This window comes from Citrobacter sp. Cpo103, assembly GCF_030332605.1.
Classification (GTDB): Bacteria; Pseudomonadota; Gammaproteobacteria; order Enterobacterales; family Enterobacteriaceae; genus Citrobacter; species Citrobacter portucalensis.
Genome location: NZ_JAOWHO010000029.1, coordinates 385,749 through 409,518 on the forward strand (window position 1 = coordinate 385,749; position 23,770 = coordinate 409,518).

21 protein-coding genes are annotated in these 23,770 nt (G+C 51.5%); 12 read left to right on the top strand and 9 right to left on the bottom strand.

Translation table 11 applies throughout. The features are described 5' to 3' along the window. Positions 1–60: 60 nt before the first annotated feature. Entirely contained in the window at positions 61–1,251 is a 1,191-nt protein-coding gene (gene uxuA / locus OGX89_RS10540) for a mannonate dehydratase (protein WP_063940532.1), read from the top strand. Positions 1,252–1,296: 45 nt separating this feature from the next. On the opposite strand, the gene pdxR is transcribed toward uxuA, so the two are convergent. After that, positions 1,297–2,769: a MocR-like pyridoxine biosynthesis transcription factor PdxR gene (pdxR, locus tag OGX89_RS10545; RefSeq protein WP_003834556.1), complete on the bottom strand. Its 1,473-nt coding sequence runs from the start codon at positions 2,767–2,769 to the stop codon at positions 1,297–1,299. 165 nt (positions 2,770–2,934) lie between these two features. Between pdxR and torC the strand changes: the two genes are divergently transcribed. The 3 genes from torC to torD are packed head-to-tail and all read left to right on the top strand — an operon-like array spanning position 2,935 to position 7,198. Continuing rightward, on the top strand, positions 2,935–4,068 hold the full coding sequence (gene torC / locus OGX89_RS10550; protein ID WP_125112607.1) for a pentaheme c-type cytochrome TorC: 1,134 nt from the start codon (positions 2,935–2,937) through the stop codon (positions 4,066–4,068). A gap of 9 nt (positions 4,069–4,077) precedes the next feature. Continuing rightward, entirely contained in the window at positions 4,078–6,576 is a 2,499-nt protein-coding gene (gene torA / locus OGX89_RS10555) for a trimethylamine-N-oxide reductase TorA (RefSeq protein WP_279890775.1), read from the top strand. Beyond that, on the top strand, positions 6,566–7,198 hold the full coding sequence (gene torD / locus OGX89_RS10560; RefSeq protein ID WP_063940528.1) for a molecular chaperone TorD: 633 nt from the start codon (positions 6,566–6,568) through the stop codon (positions 7,196–7,198). The genes torA and torD overlap by 11 nt, the downstream gene beginning before the upstream one ends. Positions 7,199–7,253: 55 nt before the next feature. On the opposite strand, the gene yeiP is transcribed toward torD, so the two are convergent. Beyond that, the gene (yeiP, locus tag OGX89_RS10565; RefSeq protein ID WP_003027452.1) at positions 7,254–7,826 is read right to left on the bottom strand and encodes an elongation factor P-like protein YeiP; all 573 of its coding nucleotides are present in this window, start codon (positions 7,824–7,826) and stop codon (positions 7,254–7,256) included. Positions 7,827–7,983: 157 nt separating this feature from the next. Between yeiP and OGX89_RS10570 the strand changes: the two genes are divergently transcribed. Then, complete coding sequence (locus tag OGX89_RS10570) at positions 7,984–8,238, top strand: YkgJ family cysteine cluster protein (RefSeq protein WP_081364641.1); 255 nt, start codon at positions 7,984–7,986, stop codon at positions 8,236–8,238. On the opposite strand, the gene setB is transcribed toward OGX89_RS10570, so the two are convergent. Both setB and OGX89_RS10580 read right to left on the bottom strand, forming a co-directional pair. Further along, the gene (gene setB / locus OGX89_RS10575) at positions 8,235–9,416 is read right to left on the bottom strand and encodes a sugar efflux transporter SetB (protein ID WP_286560387.1); all 1,182 of its coding nucleotides are present in this window, start codon (positions 9,414–9,416) and stop codon (positions 8,235–8,237) included. The genes OGX89_RS10570 and setB overlap by 4 nt on opposite strands. Before the next feature lie 102 nt (positions 9,417–9,518). Further along, entirely contained in the window at positions 9,519–9,773 is a 255-nt protein-coding gene (locus OGX89_RS10580) for a hypothetical protein (protein ID WP_185879270.1), read from the bottom strand. Positions 9,774–9,793: 20 nt separating this feature from the next. Here OGX89_RS10580 and fruB point away from each other — a divergent pair, with 20 nt between their 5' ends. The 3 genes from fruB to fruA are packed head-to-tail and all read left to right on the top strand — an operon-like array spanning position 9,794 to position 13,567. Beyond that, entirely contained in the window at positions 9,794–10,924 is a 1,131-nt protein-coding gene (fruB, locus tag OGX89_RS10585; protein ID WP_125112606.1) for a fused PTS fructose transporter subunit IIA/HPr protein, read from the top strand. Further along, positions 10,924–11,862, top strand: a complete 939-nt coding sequence (gene fruK / locus OGX89_RS10590) for a 1-phosphofructokinase (RefSeq protein ID WP_003834544.1) — start codon at positions 10,924–10,926, stop codon at positions 11,860–11,862. Before fruB ends, fruK begins: the two co-directional genes overlap by 1 nt. A gap of 16 nt (positions 11,863–11,878) precedes the next feature. Then, complete coding sequence (fruA, locus tag OGX89_RS10595; RefSeq protein ID WP_048215908.1) at positions 11,879–13,567, top strand: PTS fructose transporter subunit IIBC; 1,689 nt, start codon at positions 11,879–11,881, stop codon at positions 13,565–13,567. Between the two features lie 106 nt (positions 13,568–13,673). Here fruA and OGX89_RS10600 read toward each other — a convergent pair whose 3' ends face one another. Both OGX89_RS10600 and cuyB read right to left on the bottom strand, forming a co-directional pair. Next, the gene (locus OGX89_RS10600) at positions 13,674–14,972 is read right to left on the bottom strand and encodes an anaerobic C4-dicarboxylate transporter (RefSeq protein WP_063940523.1); all 1,299 of its coding nucleotides are present in this window, start codon (positions 14,970–14,972) and stop codon (positions 13,674–13,676) included. 75 nt (positions 14,973–15,047) lie between these two features. After that, positions 15,048–15,767: a cysteate racemase gene (cuyB, locus tag OGX89_RS10605; protein ID WP_125112605.1), complete on the bottom strand. Its 720-nt coding sequence runs from the start codon at positions 15,765–15,767 to the stop codon at positions 15,048–15,050. A gap of 352 nt (positions 15,768–16,119) precedes the next feature. On the opposite strand from cuyB, the gene hypT reads away from it, so the two are divergent. The 4 genes from hypT (at position 16,120) to OGX89_RS10625 (ending at position 20,546) form a co-directional block, all read left to right on the top strand. After that, positions 16,120–17,031: a hypochlorite stress DNA-binding transcriptional regulator HypT gene (gene hypT / locus OGX89_RS10610; protein ID WP_003834533.1), complete on the top strand. Its 912-nt coding sequence runs from the start codon at positions 16,120–16,122 to the stop codon at positions 17,029–17,031. Between the two features lie 303 nt (positions 17,032–17,334). Continuing rightward, positions 17,335–18,276 (top strand): pseudouridine kinase, encoded by a 942-nt coding sequence (locus tag OGX89_RS10615; RefSeq protein ID WP_003834530.1) that lies wholly within the window; start codon positions 17,335–17,337, stop codon positions 18,274–18,276. Then, a complete protein-coding gene (locus OGX89_RS10620) occupies positions 18,264–19,199 on the top strand; it encodes a pseudouridine-5'-phosphate glycosidase (RefSeq protein ID WP_123267564.1) in 936 nt (311 codons plus the stop codon). Before OGX89_RS10615 ends, OGX89_RS10620 begins: the two co-directional genes overlap by 13 nt. 96 nt (positions 19,200–19,295) lie before the next feature. Then, positions 19,296–20,546, top strand: coding sequence for a NupC/NupG family nucleoside CNT transporter (locus tag OGX89_RS10625; protein ID WP_125112604.1), 1,251 nt, complete (start codon positions 19,296–19,298; stop codon positions 20,544–20,546). 43 nt (positions 20,547–20,589) lie between these two features. Here OGX89_RS10625 and OGX89_RS10630 read toward each other — a convergent pair whose 3' ends face one another. The 3 genes from OGX89_RS10630 to OGX89_RS10640 form a co-directional block, all read right to left on the bottom strand. Next, positions 20,590–21,678: a sugar kinase gene (locus OGX89_RS10630; RefSeq protein ID WP_125112603.1), complete on the bottom strand. Its 1,089-nt coding sequence runs from the start codon at positions 21,676–21,678 to the stop codon at positions 20,590–20,592. Positions 21,679–21,680: 2 nt separating this feature from the next. Continuing rightward, positions 21,681–22,538, bottom strand: a complete 858-nt coding sequence (gene nfo / locus OGX89_RS10635; RefSeq protein ID WP_003834523.1) for a deoxyribonuclease IV — start codon at positions 22,536–22,538, stop codon at positions 21,681–21,683. A 71-nt stretch (positions 22,539–22,609) separates the two neighbouring features. Then, positions 22,610–23,659 carry a YeiH family protein gene (locus OGX89_RS10640; RefSeq protein ID WP_003834521.1) on the bottom strand — a complete coding sequence of 350 codons (1,050 nt, stop codon included), beginning with the start codon at positions 23,657–23,659 and terminating at the stop codon, positions 22,610–22,612. Between the last annotated feature and the right edge of the window lie 111 nt (positions 23,660–23,770).

Here is a 23,770-nt window from a genome sequence, read left to right on the forward strand (position 1 = left end):
CTGTATGGTAGTCGTCATTAAGATGATTTAATTTGGTATAACAACTTGTGAGGTGAAACAATGGAACAAACCTGGCGTTGGTACGGACCTAACGATCCGGTATCGCTTGATGATGTGCGTCAGGCTGGCGCAACGGGTGTTGTGACCGCCTTGCACCATATTCCTAACGGTGAAGTGTGGCCGGTAGAAGAAATTCAACAGCGTCAGGCCATTCTGGCTGAAAAAGGGCTGACCTGGTCGGTGGTGGAAAGTATCCCTGTCCACGAAGATATCAAAACGCGTTCAGGTCAATTTCAAACGTGGATTGCCAACTATCAGCAGAGTATCCGTAATCTGGCGACCTGTGGTATCGATACGGTGTGCTATAACTTCATGCCGATCCTCGACTGGACGCGTACCGACCTCGAATATCAGCTGCCGGATGGTTCCAAAGCGCTGCGTTTTGACCAGATTGCTTTTGCGGCCTTCGAACTTCACATTCTGCAACGCCCGGGAGCTGAAGCGGATTATACCGCCGAAGAACAACGCCAGGCGCTGGACTACTTCAATGCCATGAGTGATGCAGAAATTGAAAAGCTGACCCGCAATATCATTGCTGGGCTGCCAGGTGCAGAAGAGGGCTATACGCTGGATCAGTTCCGTGCGCGTCTCGCTGAATATGACGGCATCAGCAAGGACGATCTGCGCGATAATATGGCGGTATTCCTGCGGGCGATTGTGCCAGTGGCAGAAGAAGTCGGCGTGCGTCTGGCCGTGCATCCTGACGATCCGCCGCGCCCGATCCTCGGCCTGCCACGTATCGTTTCGACTATCGAAGATATGCAGTGGCTGAAAGAAACGGTCGATAGCATTAATAACGGTTTTACCATGTGCACCGGTTCTTACGGCGTGCGCGCTGATAACGATCTGGTGAAAATGATCGAAACCTTTGGCGATCGAATCCACTTCACACACTTGCGCTCAACCTGTCGTGAAGATAACCCGAAAACCTTCCATGAAGGTGCGCACCTGCAGGGCGATGTGGATATGGTATCGGTGGTGGCTGCCATTTTGAGCGAAGAGCAGCGGCGTAAAAAGGCGGGCGACCTGCGTCCTATCCCGATGCGCCCGGATCATGGACACCAGATGCTTGACGATCTGCACAAGAAAACTAATCCGGGCTACTCTGCGATTGGTCGCCTGAAAGGCCTGGCAGAAGTCCGCGGCGTTGAGCTGGCGCTGAAACAAACGCAGTTCCGCGACCTGCTGTAAGTCTAACCGCAGGGATTGCGCGACAGGCGCGATCCCTGTTATTCATCAAGGCTGCGCAAGCGCCTGCTCCAGCACTGTCAGCACTTTATTGATCTGCTGTATCTGCAATCCACCAAATCCAAAAAACATAACAGCATCGCTGTTCTCTTTGCGCCATGTGGCTTCTGATCCATTTTCTATATCCGGCAGAGTGTCGAAACGGATCCCGGCCAACAGGCAGCTTTGTTGGAGCCTGGCGATGAATTCGGTATGTCTGGCAATGCGTAACGAGAGGTGCAGACCTGCCGTTGCGCCAGCGATTTTCCCTTCGGGAAACAGAGTGGAAAGGCCATCGCGTAACAGGGCGAGGCGCGTCGCATAGCTGCAGGCCAGCTTGCTGAGATGCGTATAAAACACCTGATTTTGCATCAGTTCGGCTAAAAATTGCTGCAACAACCACTGACTGCCGTTGTTATTGAGCGCTTTCATATTCTGTACCGCCGGAAGCAGTTCATCAGGGCAAATAAGATAGCCAAGCCGTGCGCCTGGCCCCAGCGTTTTAGAAAATGTCCCCATGTAGATAACCCGGTTGTGATAATCCATGGCTTTCAGCGCGGGAAGGGGATTTTCCCCATAGGTAAAAACGGCATCGTAATCGTCTTCAATGATGTAAGCGCCGACGCGTTGCGCCCACGTTAATAATGACTGACGGCGCTCCAGCGAAAGTACACTTCCCATCGGATACTGATGCGCTGGAGTAACATAACAAAGCTGGGTTTCATACTCGGGTAAATTATCTGTTTGCAGCCCGTGGTTATCTACGGCGATTGACGTAATGTCTGCACCGTAATAATTAAAAAGATGCCATGCGCCAGAATAACAAGGGGATTCGGTCACAATATGGCACTTTTTTTGCTGACTGACAGCATGATGAATAATAAATATTTGGCTGAGCAGTGATAATCCCTCCTGAATCCCGTTGGTAATGATGATGTTCTCTGCTCGGGTATTAATTCCGCGGGATAAATTAAGGTATCTGACCAATTGCTCACGCAATGAAAATAATCCATTTGGTGAATGATATCGGGTAAATAATTGTTCTTTAAGTATGCTTGGAGCATTATTCCATTTCCGCCAGCTTGACCAGGGAAAAGCGTTGGGATCGGGGACGCCCATCCGGCAGTAGCACTCTCGTCCAGGCTCGGCGTAAACATCGGTAGAGACCCCGGCAGCTTTAGGTTTTGTGGGCGGAGAACCCTGGGTAACGGGCACAAGCGTTGGTGTTATACGTACAGGCGTTGTGAATATCACTTCATAGCCAATGCCGTGTCGGCTCTTGATTAACCCTGCAGCCATAAGCTTATCATAGGCCATCACTACCGTTATTTTGGCTACGTTCAATACCTGAGCCTGCTCGCGAATAGAGGGAAGCTTATCGCCACAAAGCAAATCTCCCCGCTGAATAGCCTGGAAATAAAATTGAAAAATTTGCAATTGCAGCGGAGTGCGGAGTTCTCTATTGAGCGTTAATGTAAGCATGAGGAATTCCTTATTAATATATGGCCACTATATTACGAATTTCTCGTTTTTACTATTTGATACACCTCATGGAGTAGTGGCTGTTCCTATAACTTGCTATCGCTGTCTCTATTTTTGGTTTTTATTATCCCTTAGCGTGTCGCTATTAAAAAAATGGAGGCAAGCATGTCGTGGATAAGAAAGAACGCATTGTGGTGCGTATTGGCTGGGGCGGTGGCAATGGCCCTGGCTATTTGGGGAACGTGGCAAGGCGTTCATTACACCAGTACCACCGAATTTTGTTTATCGTGTCACTCGATGCGCACGGCTGGAGAGGAATATAAAACCAGCGTGCATTTTCGCAACGCATCTGGCGTGCGGGCTGAGTGTAAGGATTGTCATATTCCACCGGGCGTTATTCCAACGCTTATTCGTAAAACTGAAGCCTTAAACGACCTCTATCACACCTTTATTTCTCCTTCTATCGATACTCCTGAAAAGTTTGCTGCCAAACGCCCGGAGCTGGCCCAGCGGGAGTGGGCGCGCATGAGCGCGAATAATTCAGCGGCGTGTAAATCCTGCCATAGCTATGAGGCAATGGATCATGGCAAGCAATCGGCAAATGCAGCGGCGCAAATGACCGCAGCGGCAGCAAAAGACAGTAACTGTATCGATTGTCACAAAGGAATAGCCCATCACAAACCCGATATGAGCAGCGGTTTTCGCGATCGCTATAAGCAACTACAGCGTCAGGGAGATACGCCAACGGATGCGACCACGTTGTTCTCATTAAGCGAAAAATCACTGGCGGCAACGGCAGGGAGTCCGGCCGGGAAGGCGCTGTTATTTCCCGCCACCGAGGTCAAGGTGCTGAAAAAAGAAGGCCGTAACGTGCAGCTCGAAATCACGGGCTGGCGTGAAAGCAAAGGACGCGGACGGGTGATCACCCAGTATATGGGGAAACGCGTTTTCTCCGCCGTTCTCGATGAGCCCCTGATGGTGAACGTAAAAGTGCTACAAACTCAGGTCGATCCTGACTCACATCAGGAATGGCAGCAGGTGAGCGTTACCGCCTGGACCACCGATCAGGACTTTATCAACACGCTCGCGCCAATCTGGGAGTACTCAGATCAAATGCTGCAATCCACCTGTAGCGCCTGTCATAGCACTCCTCCTACAACCCGATATACCGCTAACGGCTGGATCGCCGGACTGAAAGCCATGTCGACCTATTACCGGCTTAATCCGGTGGAGGAACGTACGTTGTTGAAATACCTCCAGACCCACGCCAGCGATGTGTCTGAAACCAACAAAAAGTAAGGATAATGTATGGATATTCATGACTTTAATCCGTCCCGCCGCCGTTTTCTCAACGGAATGCTGGCGGTGGGGGCTGCCAGCGCACTGGCGCCTAATCCGCTGATATCAAAAGTGTGGGCGGCGGGGGAAAATCCCGAACAGTGGATCCAATCTGGTTCGCACTATGGCGCTTTTGAAGCCAAAGTGGTCAACGGTGAGTGGACCGAAACCCGTCCGTTCAAACATGACAAATACCCCTGCGATATGCTGAACGCGGTGCGTGAAGTGGTTTACAACCCGTCGCGGGTGCGCTACCCAATGGTGCGTCTGGACTGGTTGCGTAAGCGTGAGAAGTCGGATCGCAGCCAGCGCGGAGATAACCGTTTTGTGCGGGTTAGTTGGGATCAGGCGCTGGATTTGTTTTACGAAGAGCTGGAGCGGGTGCAAAAAACCTATGGCTCATCAGGCGTATTTACCGGGCTTGCCGATTGGCAGATGGTGGGCAAATACCATAAAGCGGGCGGGGCGATGGACCGGGGACTTGGCCTGCATGGTAGCTATGTGACAACCGTCGGCGACTATTCTGCGGCAGCGGCACAAGTCATTTTACCGCATGTGATTGGTTCGCTGGAAGTTTATGAGCAGCAGACGTCGCTTCCGCTGGTGATTGAAAACAGCAATACCATCGTGCTGTGGGGCTGCGATCCGATCAAGAACCTGCAGATCGAGTTTTTGGTTCCCGATCACGATGCGTTTGGCTACTGGCAGCAGATTAAAGAGGCGGTAGCGCAGGGTAAGATGCGCGTTATCAGTGTCGATCCGGTGCGTAGCAAGTCGCAAAACTTTCTTGGCTGCGAGCAGTTGGCGTTGCGGCCACAAACCGATGTGGCGTTAATGTTGGCGCTGGCGCATACCTTGTACGAAGAAAAATTGTACGACACGGCGTTTATTACCGATTACACCGTCGGCTTTGAGCAGTTTTTGCCGTATCTGCTGGGCGAAGCCGATAAACAGCCGAAAAATGCCGAATGGGCGGCAGAAATCTGCGGCCTGACGGCAGAGCAGATTCGAGACTTCGCCCGCCTGTTGGTGAAAGGCAGGACACAGTTTATGGGCGGTTGGTGCGTACAACGCATGCACCATGGTGAGCAGTATCCGTGGATGCTGGTGGTGCTGGCCAGCATGGTCGGTCAAATTGGTTTGCCCGGCGGCGGGGTAGGATTTGGCTGGCACTACAACGGTGGAGGTACGGTAACATCCGCCGGGCCTGTGCTCTCTGGACTGGGAGGGATCACGAATCCCCCGCAGGCAAAGTACAACGCGGATTTTCGCGGCGCATCGGAGCATATCCCCACTTCACGTATCGTTGACTGCCTGCTTGAGCCGGGCAAAAAAATTGCCTTTAACGGCGAGACGTTAACATGGCCTGACATCAAAATGGCGATCTACAGTGCGGCAAATCCATTTCATGCGCAGCAGGACAGGAATCGCATGATCGACGCGTGGAAGAAGCTGGAAACCGTGGTGGTGTTGGATCATCAATGGACCGCGTCGTGCCGATTCGCCGATATCGTCCTGCCCGTTACCACCCGCTTTGAACGTAACGATATTGAGCAGTTCGGTACGCATTCGAATAAAGGGTTGATGGCGTTGCATCAGATCGTCAAACCGCAATATGAAGCGCGACATGATTTTGATGTGTTTGCCGGGCTGTGTAAGCGCTTTGACAAGGAAGCGGTGTACCGTGAAAACCGTGATGAAATGCAGTGGATACAGGTGCTTTATGATGAAGGCGTGAAGATGGGAGCGTCGCTCGGTGTCTCATTACCGGATTTCACAACGTTCTGGCAGGGTGACGGATATATTGAATATCCGCCGGGTCAGCCGTGGGTACGGCACGGTGAGTTTCGCGACCAGCCAGACCTGAATCCGCTGGGAACGCCGTCAGGTCTGATTGAAATCTACAGCAAAACCATCGCGGGCTTTGCCTATGAGGATTGTCCAGGGCATCCGGTGTGGATGGAACCCTTTGAGCGTACCCATAGTGGCAAAAAAGATAAATACCCGCTGCATCTGCAATCCTGCCATCCGGATAAACGTCTGCATTCCCAACTGTGCTCTAGCGAGGCGTTTCGCAACACCTATGCGGTTGCCGGAAGAGAGCCGCTTTATATCAGTGAACAGGATGCCACCGCTCGTGGCTTAAAAGCCGGTGATATCGCCCGCGTTTATAACGCTCGTGGTCAGGTACTGGCTGGCGTGGTTGTCAGTCCGGATTTTTCCCCTGGCGTGATTCGTATTCATGAAGGCGCGTGGTATTCCCCGCAGGAAGGGGGGAAAGCCGGGACATTATGCACCTATGGCGACCCGAACGTGCTGAGCGCGGATATAGGTACTTCACAATTGGCCCAGGGGCCTTCAGCGCATACCGTGCTGGTGGAGGTCGAGCGTTATCAGCAGAAAGCCCCGCAAGTGACGGCTTTCGGTGGTCCGCAGATTGTGAAAGAGGAGGGGACCAGTGCAGCATAAGCAAATTCATCAGCAGCGGGCGGCTGTGTACCAGTGGTTTTCGCAACTGTTATTTCGTGAGCTGGATGAAAAACAGCTCGCCAGTCTGGAAAACGGCGATAGCCAGGCTTGGATTGCCTCACTGGCGGCGGTTCCTGGAGTGTCTGCCGAGGTTAAACGTTTTGAGCGTAGCCTGGGCCGGGTTTTGCGGCGCGACTCCCGACAGCTGGAGCTGGCAGCAGATTTTGCCTCGCTGTTTCTGCTGGCCCCGCCGGCTAGTGTTTCTCCCTATGCAGGGCACTATCCACACACGACAGCGGCAGAAGAACGTCGGCAAATGAATGTGTTGCTGATTGAGCAAGGTCTGGCAGCGAGAGAGAATGAGCCCTCCGATCATATTGCCGTGCAGTTGGCATTAATGGCGAGGATGGTTGCTAAAGAGGAGAGGCTATCGGCGCAATACTACTTTTTGCATCATCATATTCTGTGCTGGGCACCGTTATTTCGCGACGCTTGTCTGGTGCGGGATAACGAGGGGTTTTATCCTCAGGCGGTTAATCTGATAGTGCGTTTTATGCAAGAGGATGAACAGTATCTGGAGTCATTGTTGATGGATGATTTTTATCTCAGCAGCCAGCGCTGAAAATGAAAAAAGGGACAGCCTGCGCTGTCCCTTGCCGTCACTGCGCAGCAGAAAATTAATCTGCACGGCCCATATAGCGACGTTCTTCGATATGAATACGGATTTTTTCACCCGCACTTAGGTACTCAGGAACCTGGATCACCAGACCGGTGCTCAGGGTTGCTGGCTTGTTGCGCGCGCTCGCTGAAGCGCCTTTAATACCCGGTGAGGTTTCAACGATTTCCAGGTCTACAGTCTGCGGCAGTTCAAGCGCCAGCAGTTGGCCGTCCCAGGTCAGTACCTGCATGTCCGGCATACCGCCTTCCGGCATGAACAGCAGCTCTTCTTCAATCTGGTCTTTGGTGAAGGTATACGGGGTATAGTCTTCTTTATCCATAAAGATGTATTCGTTGCCATCGACGTAGGAGAAATCAACGCCACGACGGCTCAGAGTGACGGTATCCACGATATCGTCGCCTTTGAAGCGCTCTTCAACTTTCAGACCGGTACGCACATCAGAAAAACGCATTTTGTACAGCGTGGCAGCACCACGTGCGGACGGTGATTGAATATCGATATCTTTTACAATCAGCAGTTTGCCGTTGTAGTTCAGTACCATACCTTTTTTAATTTCGTTCGCTCTTGGCATCGAAAAAATCCTGTAGTGAGGAGTGTCTAAAATATCGCGTAAAACTACTCGCGCCGGGGCATTCAGGCAAGCGGAATTCATGCTTTTGCTGGTGCAAAAAAGGTGGTACTGTGCCCTTCCCGCACAATCCGATGGTTTACGATAAAGAGAGTACTGTATGGAATGCCGTCCGGATTGTGGTGCATGCTGCACCGCGCCTTCAATCTCCAGTCCCATCCCCGGTATGCCTGATGGCAAGCCCGCTAATACGCCCTGCGTTCAGTTGGATGAATCCCTGCGTTGCAAAATTTTTGCGTCGCCGCTACGACCAAAGGTGTGCGCCGGTTTACAGCCCAGTGCGGAAATGTGCGGGCGGACGACGCACCAGGCCATGGTTTATCTCATCGAGCTTGAAGCGCTAACCGCGCCTTAAACGTCCTTGATGCGCGCCAGGCACGCGACGGTGGCGACGATCATCACCAGCGCAAACCAGAACACCGCGTGATAGTTCCAAATTTCAGCGGCAATTCCCGTCAGCGATCCGGCAATAATCCAGCCCACGCGAATGGTATTCGTATAGAGGGTGGTGGCTGAACCCGCCTGTCCCGGCATCAGGTCCTGGAAATAGAGCATACCAATCCCGCCGAGAATACCGATGTAAATCGCGTTCAGCAGCTGTAAGCCAAGCAATATCGCCGGAGAGTGAGCCAGCAGCATACCGGCATAAAAGAAGAATCCGGCAACGACGGCAATTCTCATCAACAGACGTTTACCCAGACGCTTTGCAAAATAGCCAGCAATCAACATGGTCGGGATTTCCAGACCGGCTGCGGTGCCCATCATGATGCCAGCCAGTTTTTCCGGCAGATGCAGTTCGTTGATGATAAACAGCGGCATATTAATGATATAGAGACTATTGGTTCCCCACATTAATGTGCAGATAACAAACAGCAGCAACGTGTCGCGTCGATTGCGGCGCGGGGCCTCAACTGCGCCTGTCGCGAGAGGCACGTTTTTACTCATTGAGGGTAAAAACAGCCAGACCATTACGCCGCAGACAACAAACGCCACCGCCGCGCTGAGATACATCACTGTAAAGCTGAATCCCATGGCCAGCGCGTAGGCCAGCGGCGGGCCAATTACCCAGGCTAGCGAAACCTGTGCACGTAATATTGAGCTGAACATGACGGCTTCCCGACCTGTGCGGTCGGCGTGTTCACGGGCGAGAGCAAACATTTGCGGGTTGGCGGTCGATCCAAAGCTGCTGAGGAATACCCCGACAAACAGCAAGATAAAATAATTACGATTCCAGGCAAACAGCACGCAGGCCAGCATCCCCAGCACGCAGCAAAACACAATCAGGTTCTTGCGATCGCCTTTTCTATCTGAACGTCCGGCCAGAAACTGACTTACCAGAATACCGATCACAGCGCTACCGGTAAAAAAGAACCCGACCATGCCGGGACGGGCGTGGACTTCATCCGTCAGAAAAAGGCTGAGCGTTGGCGTCTGCAACGCACCGGCGATACCCGTCAGAAATGCGACAAGCAGGAACGCCGAAGACGTTAAATCAAACGCCTTGGGTGTGGCGGCTACGGGGGTGTTATGCATGTTTTGATATCAATGATGTGAAGAGACGCGGAGTTTACGCCGCTTGTCAGAAAATAAACAGGGAGCCAAATCAAAATCGGCATCAAAAATCAAAATAGCATTTCAGTCAAAGAATGCTGCTTGCTGACGTTGCTGACGTTGCTGAATCTGACAAGCTGACGGCGTTTTTGCGTCAGCATTTTTTTCTTCTTCGCAGAGAAAATGTGCGTTATCTCTAAATTCAGCAAGTAATTTGTCAACTTTACTTGTGTGCTGAAGAAAAAAGAGCAAGACTTCTTGAAACGTTTCAGCGTCATCTTGCCTTAACTGATGGAGTCGGGTGACGCCTTTTTTCTCATGTTGGCTGAATCGTTTCAATTCAGCGGGAGAGGAGAATCATGTTCCAGTTATCTGTTCAGGATATTCACCCGGGCGAACAGGCCGGGAATAAAGAAGAGGCTATTCGCCAGGTTGCCGCTGCCTTAGTGCAGGCGGGTAACGTCGCGGAAGGCTACGTCGATGGCATGCTGGCGCGCGAACAACAGACGTCCACGTTCCTCGGCAACGGTATTGCGATTCCTCACGGTACGACGGACACGCGCGATCAGGTACTGAAAACCGGTGTGCAGGTATTTCAGTTTCCGCAAGGCGTGACCTGGGGAGAAGGGCAGGTTGCTTATGTGGCAATCGGCATCGCCGCAAGTTCTGATGAACACCTCGGTTTACTGCGTCAGCTGACACACGTGCTGAGCGATGACTCCGTCGCTGAACAGCTGAAATCTGCGACCACGGCGGAAGAACTGCGTGCGCTGCTGATGGGTGAAAAGCAAAGTGAACAGCTGAAGCTTGATAACGAAACGCTGTCGCTGGATGTCGTGGCCAACTCGCTGGTGACGCTGCAGGCACTCAACGCGGCACGGCTGAAAGAAGTCGGTGCGGTTGACGCCACCTTTGTGGCCAGAGCAATCAATGAGCAACCGATGAATCTCGGTCAGGGGATCTGGCTGAATGACTGTGCTGAAGGTAACGTGCGTAGCGCCGTTGCGGTCAGCCGTGCAGCAACAGCGTTCGATGTACAAGGTGAAGTTGCCGCCCTGTTGGTGACCGTCGCCATGAATGACGATCAACCGGTTGCTGTGCTGAAGCGCCTTGGCGATCTGCTGCTGAATAATAAAGCTGACCGTTTGTTGAAAGCTGATGCGGCAACGGTGCTGGCGCTGCTGACCAGCGATGACGCCTTAACTGATGATGTACTGAGCGCCGAATTTATTGTGCGCAATGAGCATGGTTTACATGCCCGCCCGGGCACCATGCTGGTGAATACGATTAAACAATTTAACAGTGAAATTACCGTGACAAATCTTGATGGAACCGGCAAGCCGGCGAATGGACGCAGTCTGATGAAAGTTGTGGCGTTAGGCGTGAAGAAAGGACATCACCTGCGCTTTACTGCACAGGGTGAAGATGCTGAACAGGCGCTGAAGGCGATTGGCGAAGCCATCGCGGCAGGTCTTGGGGAGGGCGCGTAATGAGCAGACGTGTTGCTACTATCACCCTTAACCCGGCCTACGACCTGGTGGGTTTCTGCCCAGAAATTGAACGCGGTGAAGTGAACCTGGTTAAAACCACCGGTCTGCATGCGGCAGGGAAAGGGATCAACGTCGCTAAGGTTTTGAAGGATTTAGGTATCGATGTCACTGTGGGCGGCTTCCTGGGTAAAGACAACCAGGATGGTTTTCAGCAGTTGTTCAGCGAGCTGGGCATTGCCAACCGTTTTCAGGTCGTGCAGGGCCGTACCCGTATTAACGTCAAGCTGACCGAAAAAGACGGTGAAGTATCTGACTTCAATTTCTCTGGTTTTGAAGTCACCCCGGCTGACTGGGAACGCTTTGTAAATGATTCGCTGAGCTGGCTGGGCCAGTTCGACATGGTGTGCGTCAGCGGCAGTTTGCCAACCGGCGTGAGCCCGGAAGCCTTCACCGACTGGATGACGCGCCTGCGTAGTCAGTGTCCTTGCATTATCTTTGATAGTAGTCGTGAAGCGTTGGTAGCAGGTCTGAAAGCGGCACCATGGCTGGTGAAGCCAAACCGTCGTGAGCTGGAAATCTGGGCCGGTCGTAAGCTGCCGGAAATGAAAGATGTGATTGAAGCGGCGCATGCGCTGCGTGAACAGGGGATCGCTCATGTGGTGATTTCACTCGGCGCGGAAGGTGCGCTGTGGGTTAACGCCTCAGGTGAGTGGATTGCTAAACCGCCGTCAGTTGAGGTGGTCAGCACCGTCGGCGCGGGTGATTCAATGGTTGGCGGTCTGATTTACGGTCTGCTGATGCGTGAGTCCAGCGAACATACCCTGCGTCTGGCGACGGCTGTTGCCGCCCTGGCGGTAAGCCAAAGTAATGTAGGCATTACCGATCGTCCTCAGTTGGCCGCAATGATGGCGCGTGTCGACTTAAAACCGTTTAACTGACAGCAGGAGAGGCATAATGAAAACGCTGCTGATTATTGACGCTAATCTCGGCCAGGCTCGCGCTTACATGGCGAAAACCCTGCTTGGAGCGGCGGCACAGAAAGCACATCTGGAAATTATTGATAATCCGAATGATGCCGAACTGGCAATTGTTCTGGGCGATACGCTTCCTGCCGACAGTTCGCTGAACGGCAAAAAAGTCTGGCTGGGCGACATTGGTCGTGCGGTTGCGCATCCTGAACTCTTCCTCAGCGAAGCTAAAGGCCATGCAAAACCCTACAGCGCCCCGGTTGCAACAGCACCTGTGGCCAGCAGTGGTCCAAAACGCGTGGTGGCGGTGACGGCGTGTCCGACCGGTGTTGCTCATACGTTTATGGCCGCTGAAGCGATTGAAACAGAAGCGAAAAAACGTGGCTGGTGGGTGAAGGTTGAAACCCGAGGTTCTGTTGGTGCAGGTAATGCCATTACGCCGGAAGAAGTGGCTCAGGCTGATCTGGTGATTGTGGCAGCTGACATTGAAGTTGATCTGGCGAAGTTTGCCGGCAAACCGATGTACCGCACCTCTACCGGTCTTGCGTTGAAGAAAACCAAGCAGGAGCTGGACAAAGCGCTGGAAGAAGCAACACCGTACCAGCCAACCGGTAAAGCGCAGACTTCAGCAACCGAAAGTAAGAAAGAGAGCGCGGGGGCGTATCGTCACCTGCTGACGGGCGTCTCTTACATGCTGCCGATGGTGGTTGCTGGCGGTCTGTGTATTGCACTCTCGTTCGCTTTTGGTATCGAAGCGTTTAAAGAGCAGGGGACGCTGGCGGCGGCGCTGATGCAGATTGGCGGTGGTTCAGCCTTCGCGCTGATGGTGCCGGTACTGGCAGGTTATATCGCGTTTTCCATCGCTGATCGTCCGGGTCTGACGCCGGGTCTTATCGGCGGTATGCTGGCGGTAAGCACCGGTTCCGGCTTTATTGGCGGGATTATTGCTGGTTTCCTTGCCGGTTATGTGGCGAAGCTTATCAGCACGAAGCTGAAACTCCCACAGAGTATGGAAGCGCTGAAACCGATCCTGATCATTCCGCTGTTCTCAAGCCTGGTGGTTGGTCTGGCCATGATTTACCTGATCGGCAAACCGGTGGCGGGTATTCTGGAAGGTTTGACTCACTGGCTGCAAACCATGGGTACGGCCAATGCGGTGCTGCTTGGCGCGATTCTTGGCGGCATGATGTGTACCGACATGGGTGGTCCGGTTAACAAGGCGGCGTATGCTTTCGGTGTGGGTCTGCTGAGTACACAAACTTATGCGCCGATGGCGGCCATCATGGCTGCGGGTATGGTACCTCCGCTGGCTCTGGGTCTGGCAACGCTGGTTGCGCGTCGTAAGTTCGACAAAGCGCAGCAGGAAGGCGGAAAAGCTGCGCTGGTACTGGGCCTGTGCTTTATCACCGAAGGGGCAATCCCGTTCGCTGCCCGTGACCCAATGCGCGTTCTGCCTTGCTGTATCGTTGGTGGTGCGATTACCGGGGCTATCTCGATGGCGGTGGGTGCGAAGCTGATGGCGCCACACGGCGGGCTGTTTGTCCTGTTAATCCCAGGCGCAATCACGCCGGTGTTGGGATACCTGCTGGCAATTATTGCCGGTACGCTGGTAGCCGGTCTCTCCTACGCGGTGCTGAAGCGCCCGGAAGCTGAGGTTGTGGCAAAGGCGGCCTGATTTAACGTCAATACCAGGGGCAGAGAATTCTCTGCCCCTTTTTTATGCTTTTACCTATACCGTTGCAGCATCGCCACAATAATCCATCCAGCCTTAATAAAACGGGTCAGGTAATCATTGGCGCGATGATAAAACCAAAGGCAACGCCAGCAATGATCCCACCCAGTCCTGGCAGCATAAACGGATGGTTTAAGACATACTTGCCCACGCGCGTTGTCCCTGTGGTGTCGAACTCCATTGCCGCCAGCGAAGTCGGGTATGTTGGTAGAACAAACACCCCGGTTACCGCCACATAGGAGGCCAGAATTGCCCATGTAGGCACGCCGAGCGCAACGGCCAGAGGGATGATCAGCGGCGTGGTGGCGCCTTGCGAGTAGAGAAGCGCACAGGTACCAAACAGCACCAGTGCCAACAGCATGGGATAAGCCCGTAGAATATCGCCTGCGATATCCTTAATCTCCGCTAAGTGGGCATCAATGAAGGTCGTTCCCAGTGTAACAATCCCGAGAATGACCGCCAGTGAACTCATCCCTGATCTAAACGTGGATGTCAGGACAATAGCATCGGTTGATGTTTTGCATAACACCACCATCAGGCAAGCGGCAGCCAACATACAGATAATGATGATATCCCGGGTATTCATTGGGTTGCCTGCATCGAATCCAGGGCGTAGCTGCGGGCAGGCGGCAAGAATAACGATGACGACCGTTGCCAGCATAAACAGGGCGACCGAGAGTTTGGCACCCGGCGTGGTGCTGTTTTGCCCTTCATATTTACGCACTAATCCTTTTTGCAGGCGTTCCAGATAGACTTCATCATCCTGAAGCTCGCATCCCTGACGTGAGGCGATAAAAGCGGCAACCATCGCGGCGACAAACGAAGCTGGTAGACATACCGCCATGACCTGAATAAAGGTGATACCGTTGCCCTCCATAATGGTCAGCATCGCCGCCATTGCGGCACTGATCGGCGAACCGGATATCGCCACCTGGGAGGCGACTACGGATCCGGCGAGCGTACGAGAAGGGCGGATACCGGACTCTTTGGCGACTTCGGCAATCACTGGCAGGGTAGAAAATACAATGAACCCTGTTCCGGCCATTATGGTCATCGACCAGGTGATAATCGGTGCAATAATATTGATATATTTAGGGTTACGCCGCATGAAATTACCGGCAACACGAACCAGATAATCCATACCTCCTGCGGCCTGTAGCGCCGATGCTGCCACGACAACTGTCATAATAATAAGGATAACGTCAACGGGTGGCGAGCCAATTTGCAGATCAAATCCCAACGTTAAAATAGCCAGCCCCAGACCACCGCATAAACCGATACCTATTCCGCCGAGGCGGATACCAAAAAATATTGCACCCAACACGACGATAATTTCTAACCAAACCATAATGGCCTCCGCCAGAGAATAATTTGTTATTAAAATAAGTGGTTGTTTAATGCTTTATTAATCTGGTAATGGCTGTTATTGCGCCAGAAGATGATGTTTGCCAACTCGTTTTTCGTACCATTTAATACCGGCGCGAACTAATGATCCGGTTGAGTCAATATATTTATCTGGAGACTTTCTGACTGCGTCGGCAAGAATGACGGGGACTTCAGTACATCCCAGTACAATGATTTGTGCGCCGCGTGAGAAGAGCACTTCAGCCTGTTCATTCATCAGCGTTTGTGCCCGCTTAAGGTCGCCGGCTTTTAAGCAATAAATACTTTCCATGACCCTTTCCTGATCGGATGAATCAGGACTGATGCAGGTTAAACCAAGAGATTCTATGCCTTTTTGGTAGAGTCCCATGTAAAGGGTGGCGTTAGTAGCAAGTAAACCGATACGTGATTTTCCGCAGTTTTTGACCTCATTCATGGTTGTTTCAACGATACTGAGTAACTCTGTATGACAGCACTCTTTTAATTCATTAAACCAAAAATGGGCGGTATTACAGGGGATCACAATACACTCCGCACCAGCATCTTCCAGTTTGTGCATATAATCACGCATTGCCGGAAGTGGGGAATGACCATGATGCATTAACGCATCAGTTCGGTCTGGAATATCAGGGATGGATGAAATAATTAATGGGATATGTTCCTGATCGCGTTGCGCTGCGGTAAAGGTGACGAATTTATTAAAAAGATCGACGGTTGCAGCAGGCCCCATACCACCAAGTACGCCAATTAAACCTTTCACGATATATACCTCTATTTACCGATATTTAATATTCAGAGCTGGTGTCTATCTGGTGCTTATGTTTAACAGCAGAGTGTCGTGAGGAGAAATGCAATAATGTTTGGTTCAATGCAAAAAACGCATGAGTGTGATGTCTTTTACCACCTCAGCTGGCCGGAAATCAGCCAGAGGCCCGACGTTACGCGGTGGGTGAGCGGTCGTGGTCGATGAGTAAAGAAACATGTTAATGTCAAAAACGAAGGCATTATGCAAAAAACGAATCACCAGATACTGATGTTGAATATCATCTCCGGGAATATTCAGGCATGATGCTTAAGACTAATCGACATATTTAAACATCCGCGTGACAGGCATGAAAAATATCGAGACAAAATGGTTATATGATTTTCTGACGCTGGAAGCGTGTCGTCATTTTTCCCAGGCCGCGGAGGAGCGCAACCTATCCCAACCGGCATTTAGCCGGCGGATCAAGGCGCTCGAATCCGCTGTTGGGGTGCTGCTGTTTGACCGTACGACGAGTCCACTGCAGCTGACGGAGGAGGGTAAGTTATTCCATTCGCAGACCCGTAGCCTGCTGCAACAACTGGAATGCAATTTAGATGAGCTAAGTGGTCACAACCTGCTTGGCGTTCCCAATATCAAAATAGCGGCGGCACATTCTTTGTCGCTGACGATGTTGCCCAGATTAGTACATTCAATGTCGGCATGGGGCGAGGAGTTTGTTTACCACGTCGAAGCGATTGACGTAGTCCAGGCGGTGAATACGCTGCGCGAGGGGAAAAGTGATTTTATTATCTCCTTTCGCGATGAAGACTTAATGCAGTCACCTTTCTGCGGCTTGAAGGTTTTTGAGTCTGAGCTGTATCCCGTCTGTGCTGCGGATGCACAGGGTAAGGCGTTGTTTGATATCTATCAGCCGCAGGTGCCGATTCTGAACTACACCAGCACTTCCTACATGGGAAGATTGGTTAACCGTCACTTGGCGGAGGTGGGCAGTATTTCGGCGCGTACGCTGTTTATGTCTTCGATGAGTGAGCTATTGAAGAATATGGCATTAGATGGTCATGGTATCGCCTGGCTGCCAGCGTGGACGATCGTGAACGAATTGCGCGATAAGCGCCTGGTTTGTCTGGACACGCCGGAGTTGATGGTGCCAATTCAGGCCTATATTTACCGAATGGATACCCGTTTGAATAAAACGGCTGAGCATTTCTGGCGGATTTTGTACAACCATATGCCAGAGGATCTGGTTTCACTTACCTGACATGCGGCTGTTCACCAGGTGCATCTGAAAAACCTCCGGTTATGCCGGAGTGATACTTTTTGTCCTGCTTAATTTGTGTACTACCTCTCACTTTCTCTCTCCCTGACAAACTGTATCTATAAAAAATTGTGATTCTGTTCATATCTATCGACTTTAGAGCTTGCAGATGGATTTACTTTGTCAAAAACACGCTTATTATAAACACATGTTTGATTGTGAACATTTGCTCTAATAACCTAATGTGTGGCGTTGGTTATTTTTAACGAACTCATTTGTGGCAAGCTAATTGCCAGGGGACGTGCTATGCGTGAAAAGGAATACATAGTAACTATTGGCTCGGCCAATATGGATGTTGCCGGGTGTTCGCATGCTTCTCTAAATTATGCGGATTCGAATCCGGGAAAGATTAAATTCACCCCAGGAGGCGTTGGGCGTAACATTGCACATAATCTCGCACTATTGGGTAAAAATTCCTGGCTGCTAACGGTAGTGGGTAATGATTTTTATGGTCAATCGTTATTGGCGCAAACCAATCAATCCGGAGTACATGTTGATAAGTGTCTTATCGTTCCTGGAGAGAATACATCAAGTTATTTATCACTGCTTGATAACACCGGTGAAATGCTGGTAGCTATTAATGATATGAGTATTACCGAACATATTTCAGCAGTATTTTTATCGCAGCATCATGATTTTATTCGGCAGGCGAAAGTGATTGTCGCTGATTGCAATATCAGCGAAGAGGCCATGGCATGGGTGCTGGAAAATGCCGGGGATGTTCCGGTGTTTGTTGACCCGGTGTCGGCATGGAAGTGCGTCAAAATTCGTGAGCGTCTGGGACAAATCCACACCCTCAAACCAAACCGCCTTGAAGCCGAAACACTGAGTGGTATTGCGCTTTCCGGGCGTGATGACGTTGGCAAAGTCGCCGCGTGGTTTCACGATCGCGGCTTAAATCGGCTGGTGCTCAGCATGGGGGGTGACGGCGTTTATTACAGTGATATTACGGGGAATAGTGGTTGGTCGCCGCCGATTAAAACTCACGTCATTAATGTTACCGGGGCTGGCGATGCGATGATGGCTGGACTGGCTTCCTGCTGGCTAGACGGTATGCCCTTTATTGATTCGGTTCGATTTGCTCAGGGTTGTTCATCAATGGCATTAGCCAGTGAATATACAAATAACCCTGATTTGTCTGTTGCGAATGTTAGCTCAATAGTGGAGAACACAGAATGTCTGAATTAACTCTTTCCTCTGAATTATTACAAATATCTCCAGAAGTACAGGAAGCATTAAACAGTAAAAAACCAATTGTTGCTCTTGAATCAACCATTATTTCCCATGGTATGCCATTTCCGCAGAACGCCCAGACAGCGATTGAAGTAGAAGAAACTATTCGTAAGCACGGAGCAGTTCCTGCGACCATTGCCATTATTGGCGGGGTAATGAAAGTTGGTTTAAGTAAAGATGAAATTGAGTTGCTTGGACGAGAAGGTCATAGCGTTACTAAAGTCAGTCGTCGTGATTTGCCGTTTGTGGTTGCGGCAGGGAAAAATGGTGCAACGACTGTTGCCTCAACCATGATTATTGCCGCACTGGCTGGAATTAAAGTATTTGCAACGGGAGGGATTGGTGGCGTTCATCGTGGAGCCCAACATACCTTTGATATTTCTGCGGATCTGCAAGAACTGGCACATACCAATGTCACGGTAATTTGTGCTGGCGCGAAATCTATTCTTGATCTCGGTTTAACGACCGAATATTTAGAAACTTTTGGCGTGCCATTAATTGGATATCAAACCAAAGCGTTGCCGGCATTTTTCTGCCGCACCAGTCCGTTTGAGGTCAGTATCCGGCTGGACAGCGCAAAAGAGATTGCCCGAGCCATGGCGGTGAAATGGCAAACGGGTCTCGACGGCGGTCTGGTTGTTGCAAACCCAATCCCGGAACAGTTTGCGATGGCAGAGGAGAAAATTAACGCGGCAATCGATCGGGCGGTAAAAGAAGCGGAAGAGCAGGGGATTGTGGGCAAAGAGAGTACGCCGTTCCTGCTGGCGCGAGTTGCGGAGCTAACCGGTGGTGACAGCCTGAAATCAAATATTCAGCTGGTGTTCAACAACGCTGTGCTGGCCTGCGAAATTGCGAAGGAATATCAGCGCCTCGCCTGACAGAATTTTCCGGGCAGAATGCGGTCGCCCGCGAATATCAAACCTACCAAAGCCCGGCGATAAAGCCGGGTTTCCTGGCATGAAGGGAATTTCATTATGGATATAATGAGAAGTGTTGTGGGTATGGTGGTATTACTGGCCATCGCGTTTCTGCTGTCAGTAAATAAAAAACGTATTAGTCTGCGCACAGTCGGAGCTGCGCTGGTACTGCAAATCGCAATTGGCGGCATTATGCTGTATTTTCCGCCGGGGAAATGGCTGGTGGAACAGGCTGCGCTCGGTGTCCACAAGGTGATGTCCTATAGTGACGCGGGAAGCGCATTTATCTTTGGCTCCCTGGTCGGGCCAAAAATGGATGTGCTGTTTGACGGAGCCGGGTTTATCTTCGCCTTTCGGGTGCTCCCGGCCATCATTTTTGTGACTGCACTAATCAGTCTGCTCTACTACATTGGCGTGATGGGGCTGTTGATCCGCATCCTCGGCGGTATTTTCCAGAAAGCGCTGAACATCAGTAAGATCGAGTCATTTGTCGCAGTAACGACAATTTTCCTCGGGCAAAACGAAATCCCGGCGATCGTCAAACCGTTTATTGACCGGCTGAATCGCAATGAGCTGTTTACCGCTATTTGTAGCGGGATGGCTTCAATTGCAGGCTCAATGATGATTGGTTACGCCGGAATGGGCGTTCCGATTGACTATTTGCTGGCTGCATCGTTGATGGCAATCCCTGGCGGTATTTTGTTCGCACGAATGCTGAGTCCGGCAACAGAAGAATCTCGTGTCACCTTCGAAAACCTGTCATTTACTGAAACGCCGCCGAAAAGCATCATTGAAGCAGCGGCGAGTGGGGCGATGACCGGGCTGAAAATTGCCGCAGGCGTGGCGACGGTAGTGATGGCATTTGTCGCTATTATCGCACTGATTAACGGCATTATCGGCGGGGTTGGCGGCTGGTTTGGTTTGGGTCACGCTACTCTGGAAGGGATCTTTGGCTATGTCTTAGCCCCGCTGGCGTGGATTATGGGCGTTGACTGGAGCGATGCGACGCTGGCAGGTAGCCTGATCGGACAGAAACTGGCAATCAACGAGTTTGTCGCTTATCTCAACTTCTCGCCGTATCTGCAAACCGGCGGGACGCTGGATGTGAAGACCATTGCGATTATCTCGTTTGCACTGTGCGGTTTCGCTAACTTTGGTTCGATTGGCGTTGTTGTCGGCGCGTTTTCGGCGATAGCACCCCAGCGAGCCCCGGAAATCGCGCAGCTTGGAATGCGGGCGCTGGCAGCAGCAACGTTGTCAAACCTGATGAGCGCCACCATAGCCGGTTTCTTTATCGGTATAGCATAACGAGAGTCATGCCGGATAAGCGTAGCGCCATCCGGCATGACATTTAAGCTGTTTGTAGCAAATACAAGGCGTTATCTGCTGAGAGGGTTGGGTTGTTGATACTGACGCTGGCTCGCGATAGCGCCGCGCAGGCCATGGCAAAGTGAGCGCTTTCACGAAACTCGCTCCCTTCCAGAAAGCTGTACAGTAATCCTGCCATAAATGCGTCATCGGCGCCAAAACTGTCAACAACCGTATGCTCAGGAGGGGTCAGTAAAAATTGTTCCCCGTCCTTTTCGCTGCAAAACACGGATTCATCTTCCAGGCAGACAAAGATCCTTTTTACCCCCTGTTGATGGAGACTATTGACAGCCAGTATGCGATCGGCATCTGAATGGATAGGTTGCCCCCACAGAATCGCCAGCTCTTTTTGCGTGGGTTTCAACGTATGAATGCGCGTAAACCAGGTCTTCATTTTTGCCGCTTTGAACTCTGAAACGGTGTCAATGAATACCGGAATATCATCAGCAATAGTGAAGACCCACTCAATGGCTTCGGCGGTGAGATTGCAATCTGCCAGTACAACACCGGAATGACGAATCAAATCTCGCGAACCGTTCAACAACTGCGGCGTCAATTGTTGCAGGATATGGGTATCATTAATTGCCAGTACGGTCTCTTCCTGCTGATTAGCAATAGACAGGTAAGTTGAGGTGTTATGTCCATGCAGACGTATGCAACTGGAAACGTTAACACCAGCCTGACGCGTTTGTTCCAGCAGTGTTTCGCCATAGAAGTCACTGCCCACAGCGGAAATTAAATGTACGTCGCGACCCAGCAGCGCCAGGTTGTGGGCGATGTTACGTCCTACACCACCTGCTGAGCAGTGAATGCTGCCAGGATTAGAGGCAGCCTGAGGATAGTCGATGTCAGCAACACCACGAATATCCATATTAATGGCCCCAACAACCACGCAATAATCTTGCTCGGTAAGGATATAACCTTTCCCTTTGATCATGCCTTTACGCATTAAATCCATGATATGCGCAGCGACGCGTGAACGACTGATCTGCAAAATATCGGCGATTTCATTCTGTTGAATCAACGGATTGCGACGCAGGATCTTAAGGATCTGCTTTTCCCTGTCGTTCATGATTAGGCCACCGCTTTTTCTGTTTGCTGGGCTTTCAGCCAGGCGATCTCTTCGGCCCAGATATCCGGATTAATGGTTTCCAGCACCATTGGAATACCGTCAAAACGATTATCCTGCATAATCCAACGGAAGGCATCATGGCCAATATTGCCTTCACCCAGGCTGTGATGACGGTCAACGCGACTGCCAAACGCGCTCTTGGCGTCGTTCAGGTGCATACCGCGTAGATACTTGAAACCGACAATACGTTCAAATTCCGCAAACGTCTTTTCGCACTCTTCTGCGGAACGCAAATCGTAACCCGCCGCGAAAGCGTGGCAGGTATCAATGCAGACGCCGACGCGGGACTTATCTTCGACGCCGTCAATTATGGCGGCCAGATGCTCAAACTTGAATCCCAGATTGCTACCCTGCCCGGCGGTATTTTCGATAACTGCCGTAACGCCCTGGGTCTGAGCGAGGACGATGTTGATGGATTCGGCAATGCGCGCCAGACACTCATCTTCCGGGATCTGCATCAAATGGCTGCCAGGGTGAAAGTTCAGCAGGGATAAGCCAAGCAGTTCACAGCGTTGCATTTCATCAAGAAACGCATCACGCGATTTTTCCAGCGCATCGCTGACCGGGTGACCGAGGTTAATCAGGTAACTGTCGTGAGGCAGGATTTGTGCAGAGGTGTAGTGGTACTTCTCACAAGCAGATTTGAAATCATCAATGATTTCGGTGGTCAGCGGCGCGGCACGCCACTGGCGCTGATTCTTGGTGAACAGGGCGAATGCGGTCGCTTCGATTTCTGCGGCTCGAATAGCGGCGTTAGCCAGACCGCCAGCGGCGCTTACGTGCGCTCCGATGTATTTCATAAATTTAACCCGCCATACTCAAATACAAAAAGGGAGAGTATAGCGGGTTAATGGAGGTGAGTCGTGATCGTTTATGCCATCAGGGCGTGGACAGCGACGTTAATCGCAGCACCACCGACAATCAACCAGACAAACAGCAGCAGGGCCATCAGTAACGGTTTGGCACCGGCTTTTTTCAGTGCGCTAACGTGAGTGGTTAACCCCAGTGCAGCCATTGCCATTGCCAGCAAAATGGTGTCCAGCGTTACCAGCATGTTCACAACCGACTGCGGCAGCAGGTGGAACGAGTTAAAAATCGCGACCACAATGAACAGGATGGCAAACCATGGAATAGTGATTTTGCTTTTCTCACCACCCGTAACCGGAGACAGTTGTTTAACGCGAGCTGCCAGCAGGATGAGGAACGGTGCCAGCATCATGACGCGCAGCATTTTGGCAATAACCGCGGCGTTTTCTGCATCCGGGTTAATGGCGTGCCCGGCAGCCACTACCTGCGCCACTTCATGCATGGTGGAACCAATGTAAATGCCGTAGGTTTCTGGGCTAAACCAGTGTGCCAGCAGCGGATACATTGCCGGATACAGGAAGATAGCGATGGTACCGAAGATCACCACGGTGGCGACAGCGACGGTTACCTTACTGGCTTCCGCTTTCACTACCGGCTCGGTTGCCAGCACGGCGGCGGCACCGCAAATGCTGCTCCCCGCGCCAATCAGCCAGCTGGTGTGGCGGTCCAGACCAAACACTTTTTGCCCCAGGAAACAGGCAATCATAAAGGTACTGCTCAGCGTTAACACATCAATCACGATACCGCTGACGCCGACGTCAGCAATTTGCGCGAAGGTGAGGCGGAAGCCGTAGAGGATGATCCCCAGACGTAATAGATGTTGTTTAGCAAACAGCACGCCGCCGTCACAGCTTTTCCAGATGTGCGGATAGACGGTGTTGCCGAGGACCATCCCCAACAAGATTGCTAAGGTGAGGGCGCTGAACCCGGCACCTGCGACGGCGGGAATAGATCCACCCCATAAGGCAACCCCAGTGATAACTGCACTCAGGGCAAGCCCCGGAATAAAATGCCACGCTGTACGACGATGAGTCTGCAAGGTGAGTTCTGTCATATCCTTCTCCTTTATCTGGGTAAAAGAGTACGGCGAAGTGGTTTAAAAATAAAATTGATTATATATTTATAATTAATCTATATAAGTGGTATACCCGTCATACTTCAAGTT

Excerpts from the sequence above, each read along its gene's own strand:
- uxuA (WP_063940532.1), top strand. The coding sequence starts at position 61 with ATGGAACAAACCTGGCGTTGGTACGGACCTAACGATCCGGTATCGCTT.
- pdxR (WP_003834556.1), bottom strand. The coding sequence starts at position 2,769 with ATGCTTACATTAACGCTCAATAGAGAACTCCGCACTCCGCTGCAATTG.
- torC (WP_125112607.1), top strand. The coding sequence starts at position 2,935 with ATGTCGTGGATAAGAAAGAACGCATTGTGGTGCGTATTGGCTGGGGCG.
- torA (WP_279890775.1), top strand. The coding sequence starts at position 4,078 with ATGGATATTCATGACTTTAATCCGTCCCGCCGCCGTTTTCTCAACGGA.
- yeiP (WP_003027452.1), bottom strand. The coding sequence starts at position 7,826 with ATGCCAAGAGCGAACGAAATTAAAAAAGGTATGGTACTGAACTACAAC.
- OGX89_RS10570 (WP_081364641.1), top strand. The coding sequence starts at position 7,984 with ATGGAATGCCGTCCGGATTGTGGTGCATGCTGCACCGCGCCTTCAATC.
- setB (WP_286560387.1), bottom strand. The coding sequence starts at position 9,416 with ATGCATAACACCCCCGTAGCCGCCACACCCAAGGCGTTTGATTTAACG.
- fruB (WP_125112606.1), top strand. The coding sequence starts at position 9,794 with ATGTTCCAGTTATCTGTTCAGGATATTCACCCGGGCGAACAGGCCGGG.
- fruK (WP_003834544.1), top strand. The coding sequence starts at position 10,924 with ATGAGCAGACGTGTTGCTACTATCACCCTTAACCCGGCCTACGACCTG.
- fruA (WP_048215908.1), top strand. The coding sequence starts at position 11,879 with ATGAAAACGCTGCTGATTATTGACGCTAATCTCGGCCAGGCTCGCGCT.
- OGX89_RS10600 (WP_063940523.1), bottom strand. The coding sequence starts at position 14,972 with ATGGTTTGGTTAGAAATTATCGTCGTGTTGGGTGCAATATTTTTTGGT.
- hypT (WP_003834533.1), top strand. The coding sequence starts at position 16,120 with ATGAAAAATATCGAGACAAAATGGTTATATGATTTTCTGACGCTGGAA.
- OGX89_RS10615 (WP_003834530.1), top strand. The coding sequence starts at position 17,335 with ATGCGTGAAAAGGAATACATAGTAACTATTGGCTCGGCCAATATGGAT.
- OGX89_RS10620 (WP_123267564.1), top strand. The coding sequence starts at position 18,264 with ATGTCTGAATTAACTCTTTCCTCTGAATTATTACAAATATCTCCAGAA.
- OGX89_RS10625 (WP_125112604.1), top strand. The coding sequence starts at position 19,296 with ATGGATATAATGAGAAGTGTTGTGGGTATGGTGGTATTACTGGCCATC.
- OGX89_RS10630 (WP_125112603.1), bottom strand. The coding sequence starts at position 21,678 with ATGAACGACAGGGAAAAGCAGATCCTTAAGATCCTGCGTCGCAATCCG.
- nfo (WP_003834523.1), bottom strand. The coding sequence starts at position 22,538 with ATGAAATACATCGGAGCGCACGTAAGCGCCGCTGGCGGTCTGGCTAAC.
- OGX89_RS10640 (WP_003834521.1), bottom strand. The coding sequence starts at position 23,659 with ATGACAGAACTCACCTTGCAGACTCATCGTCGTACAGCGTGGCATTTT.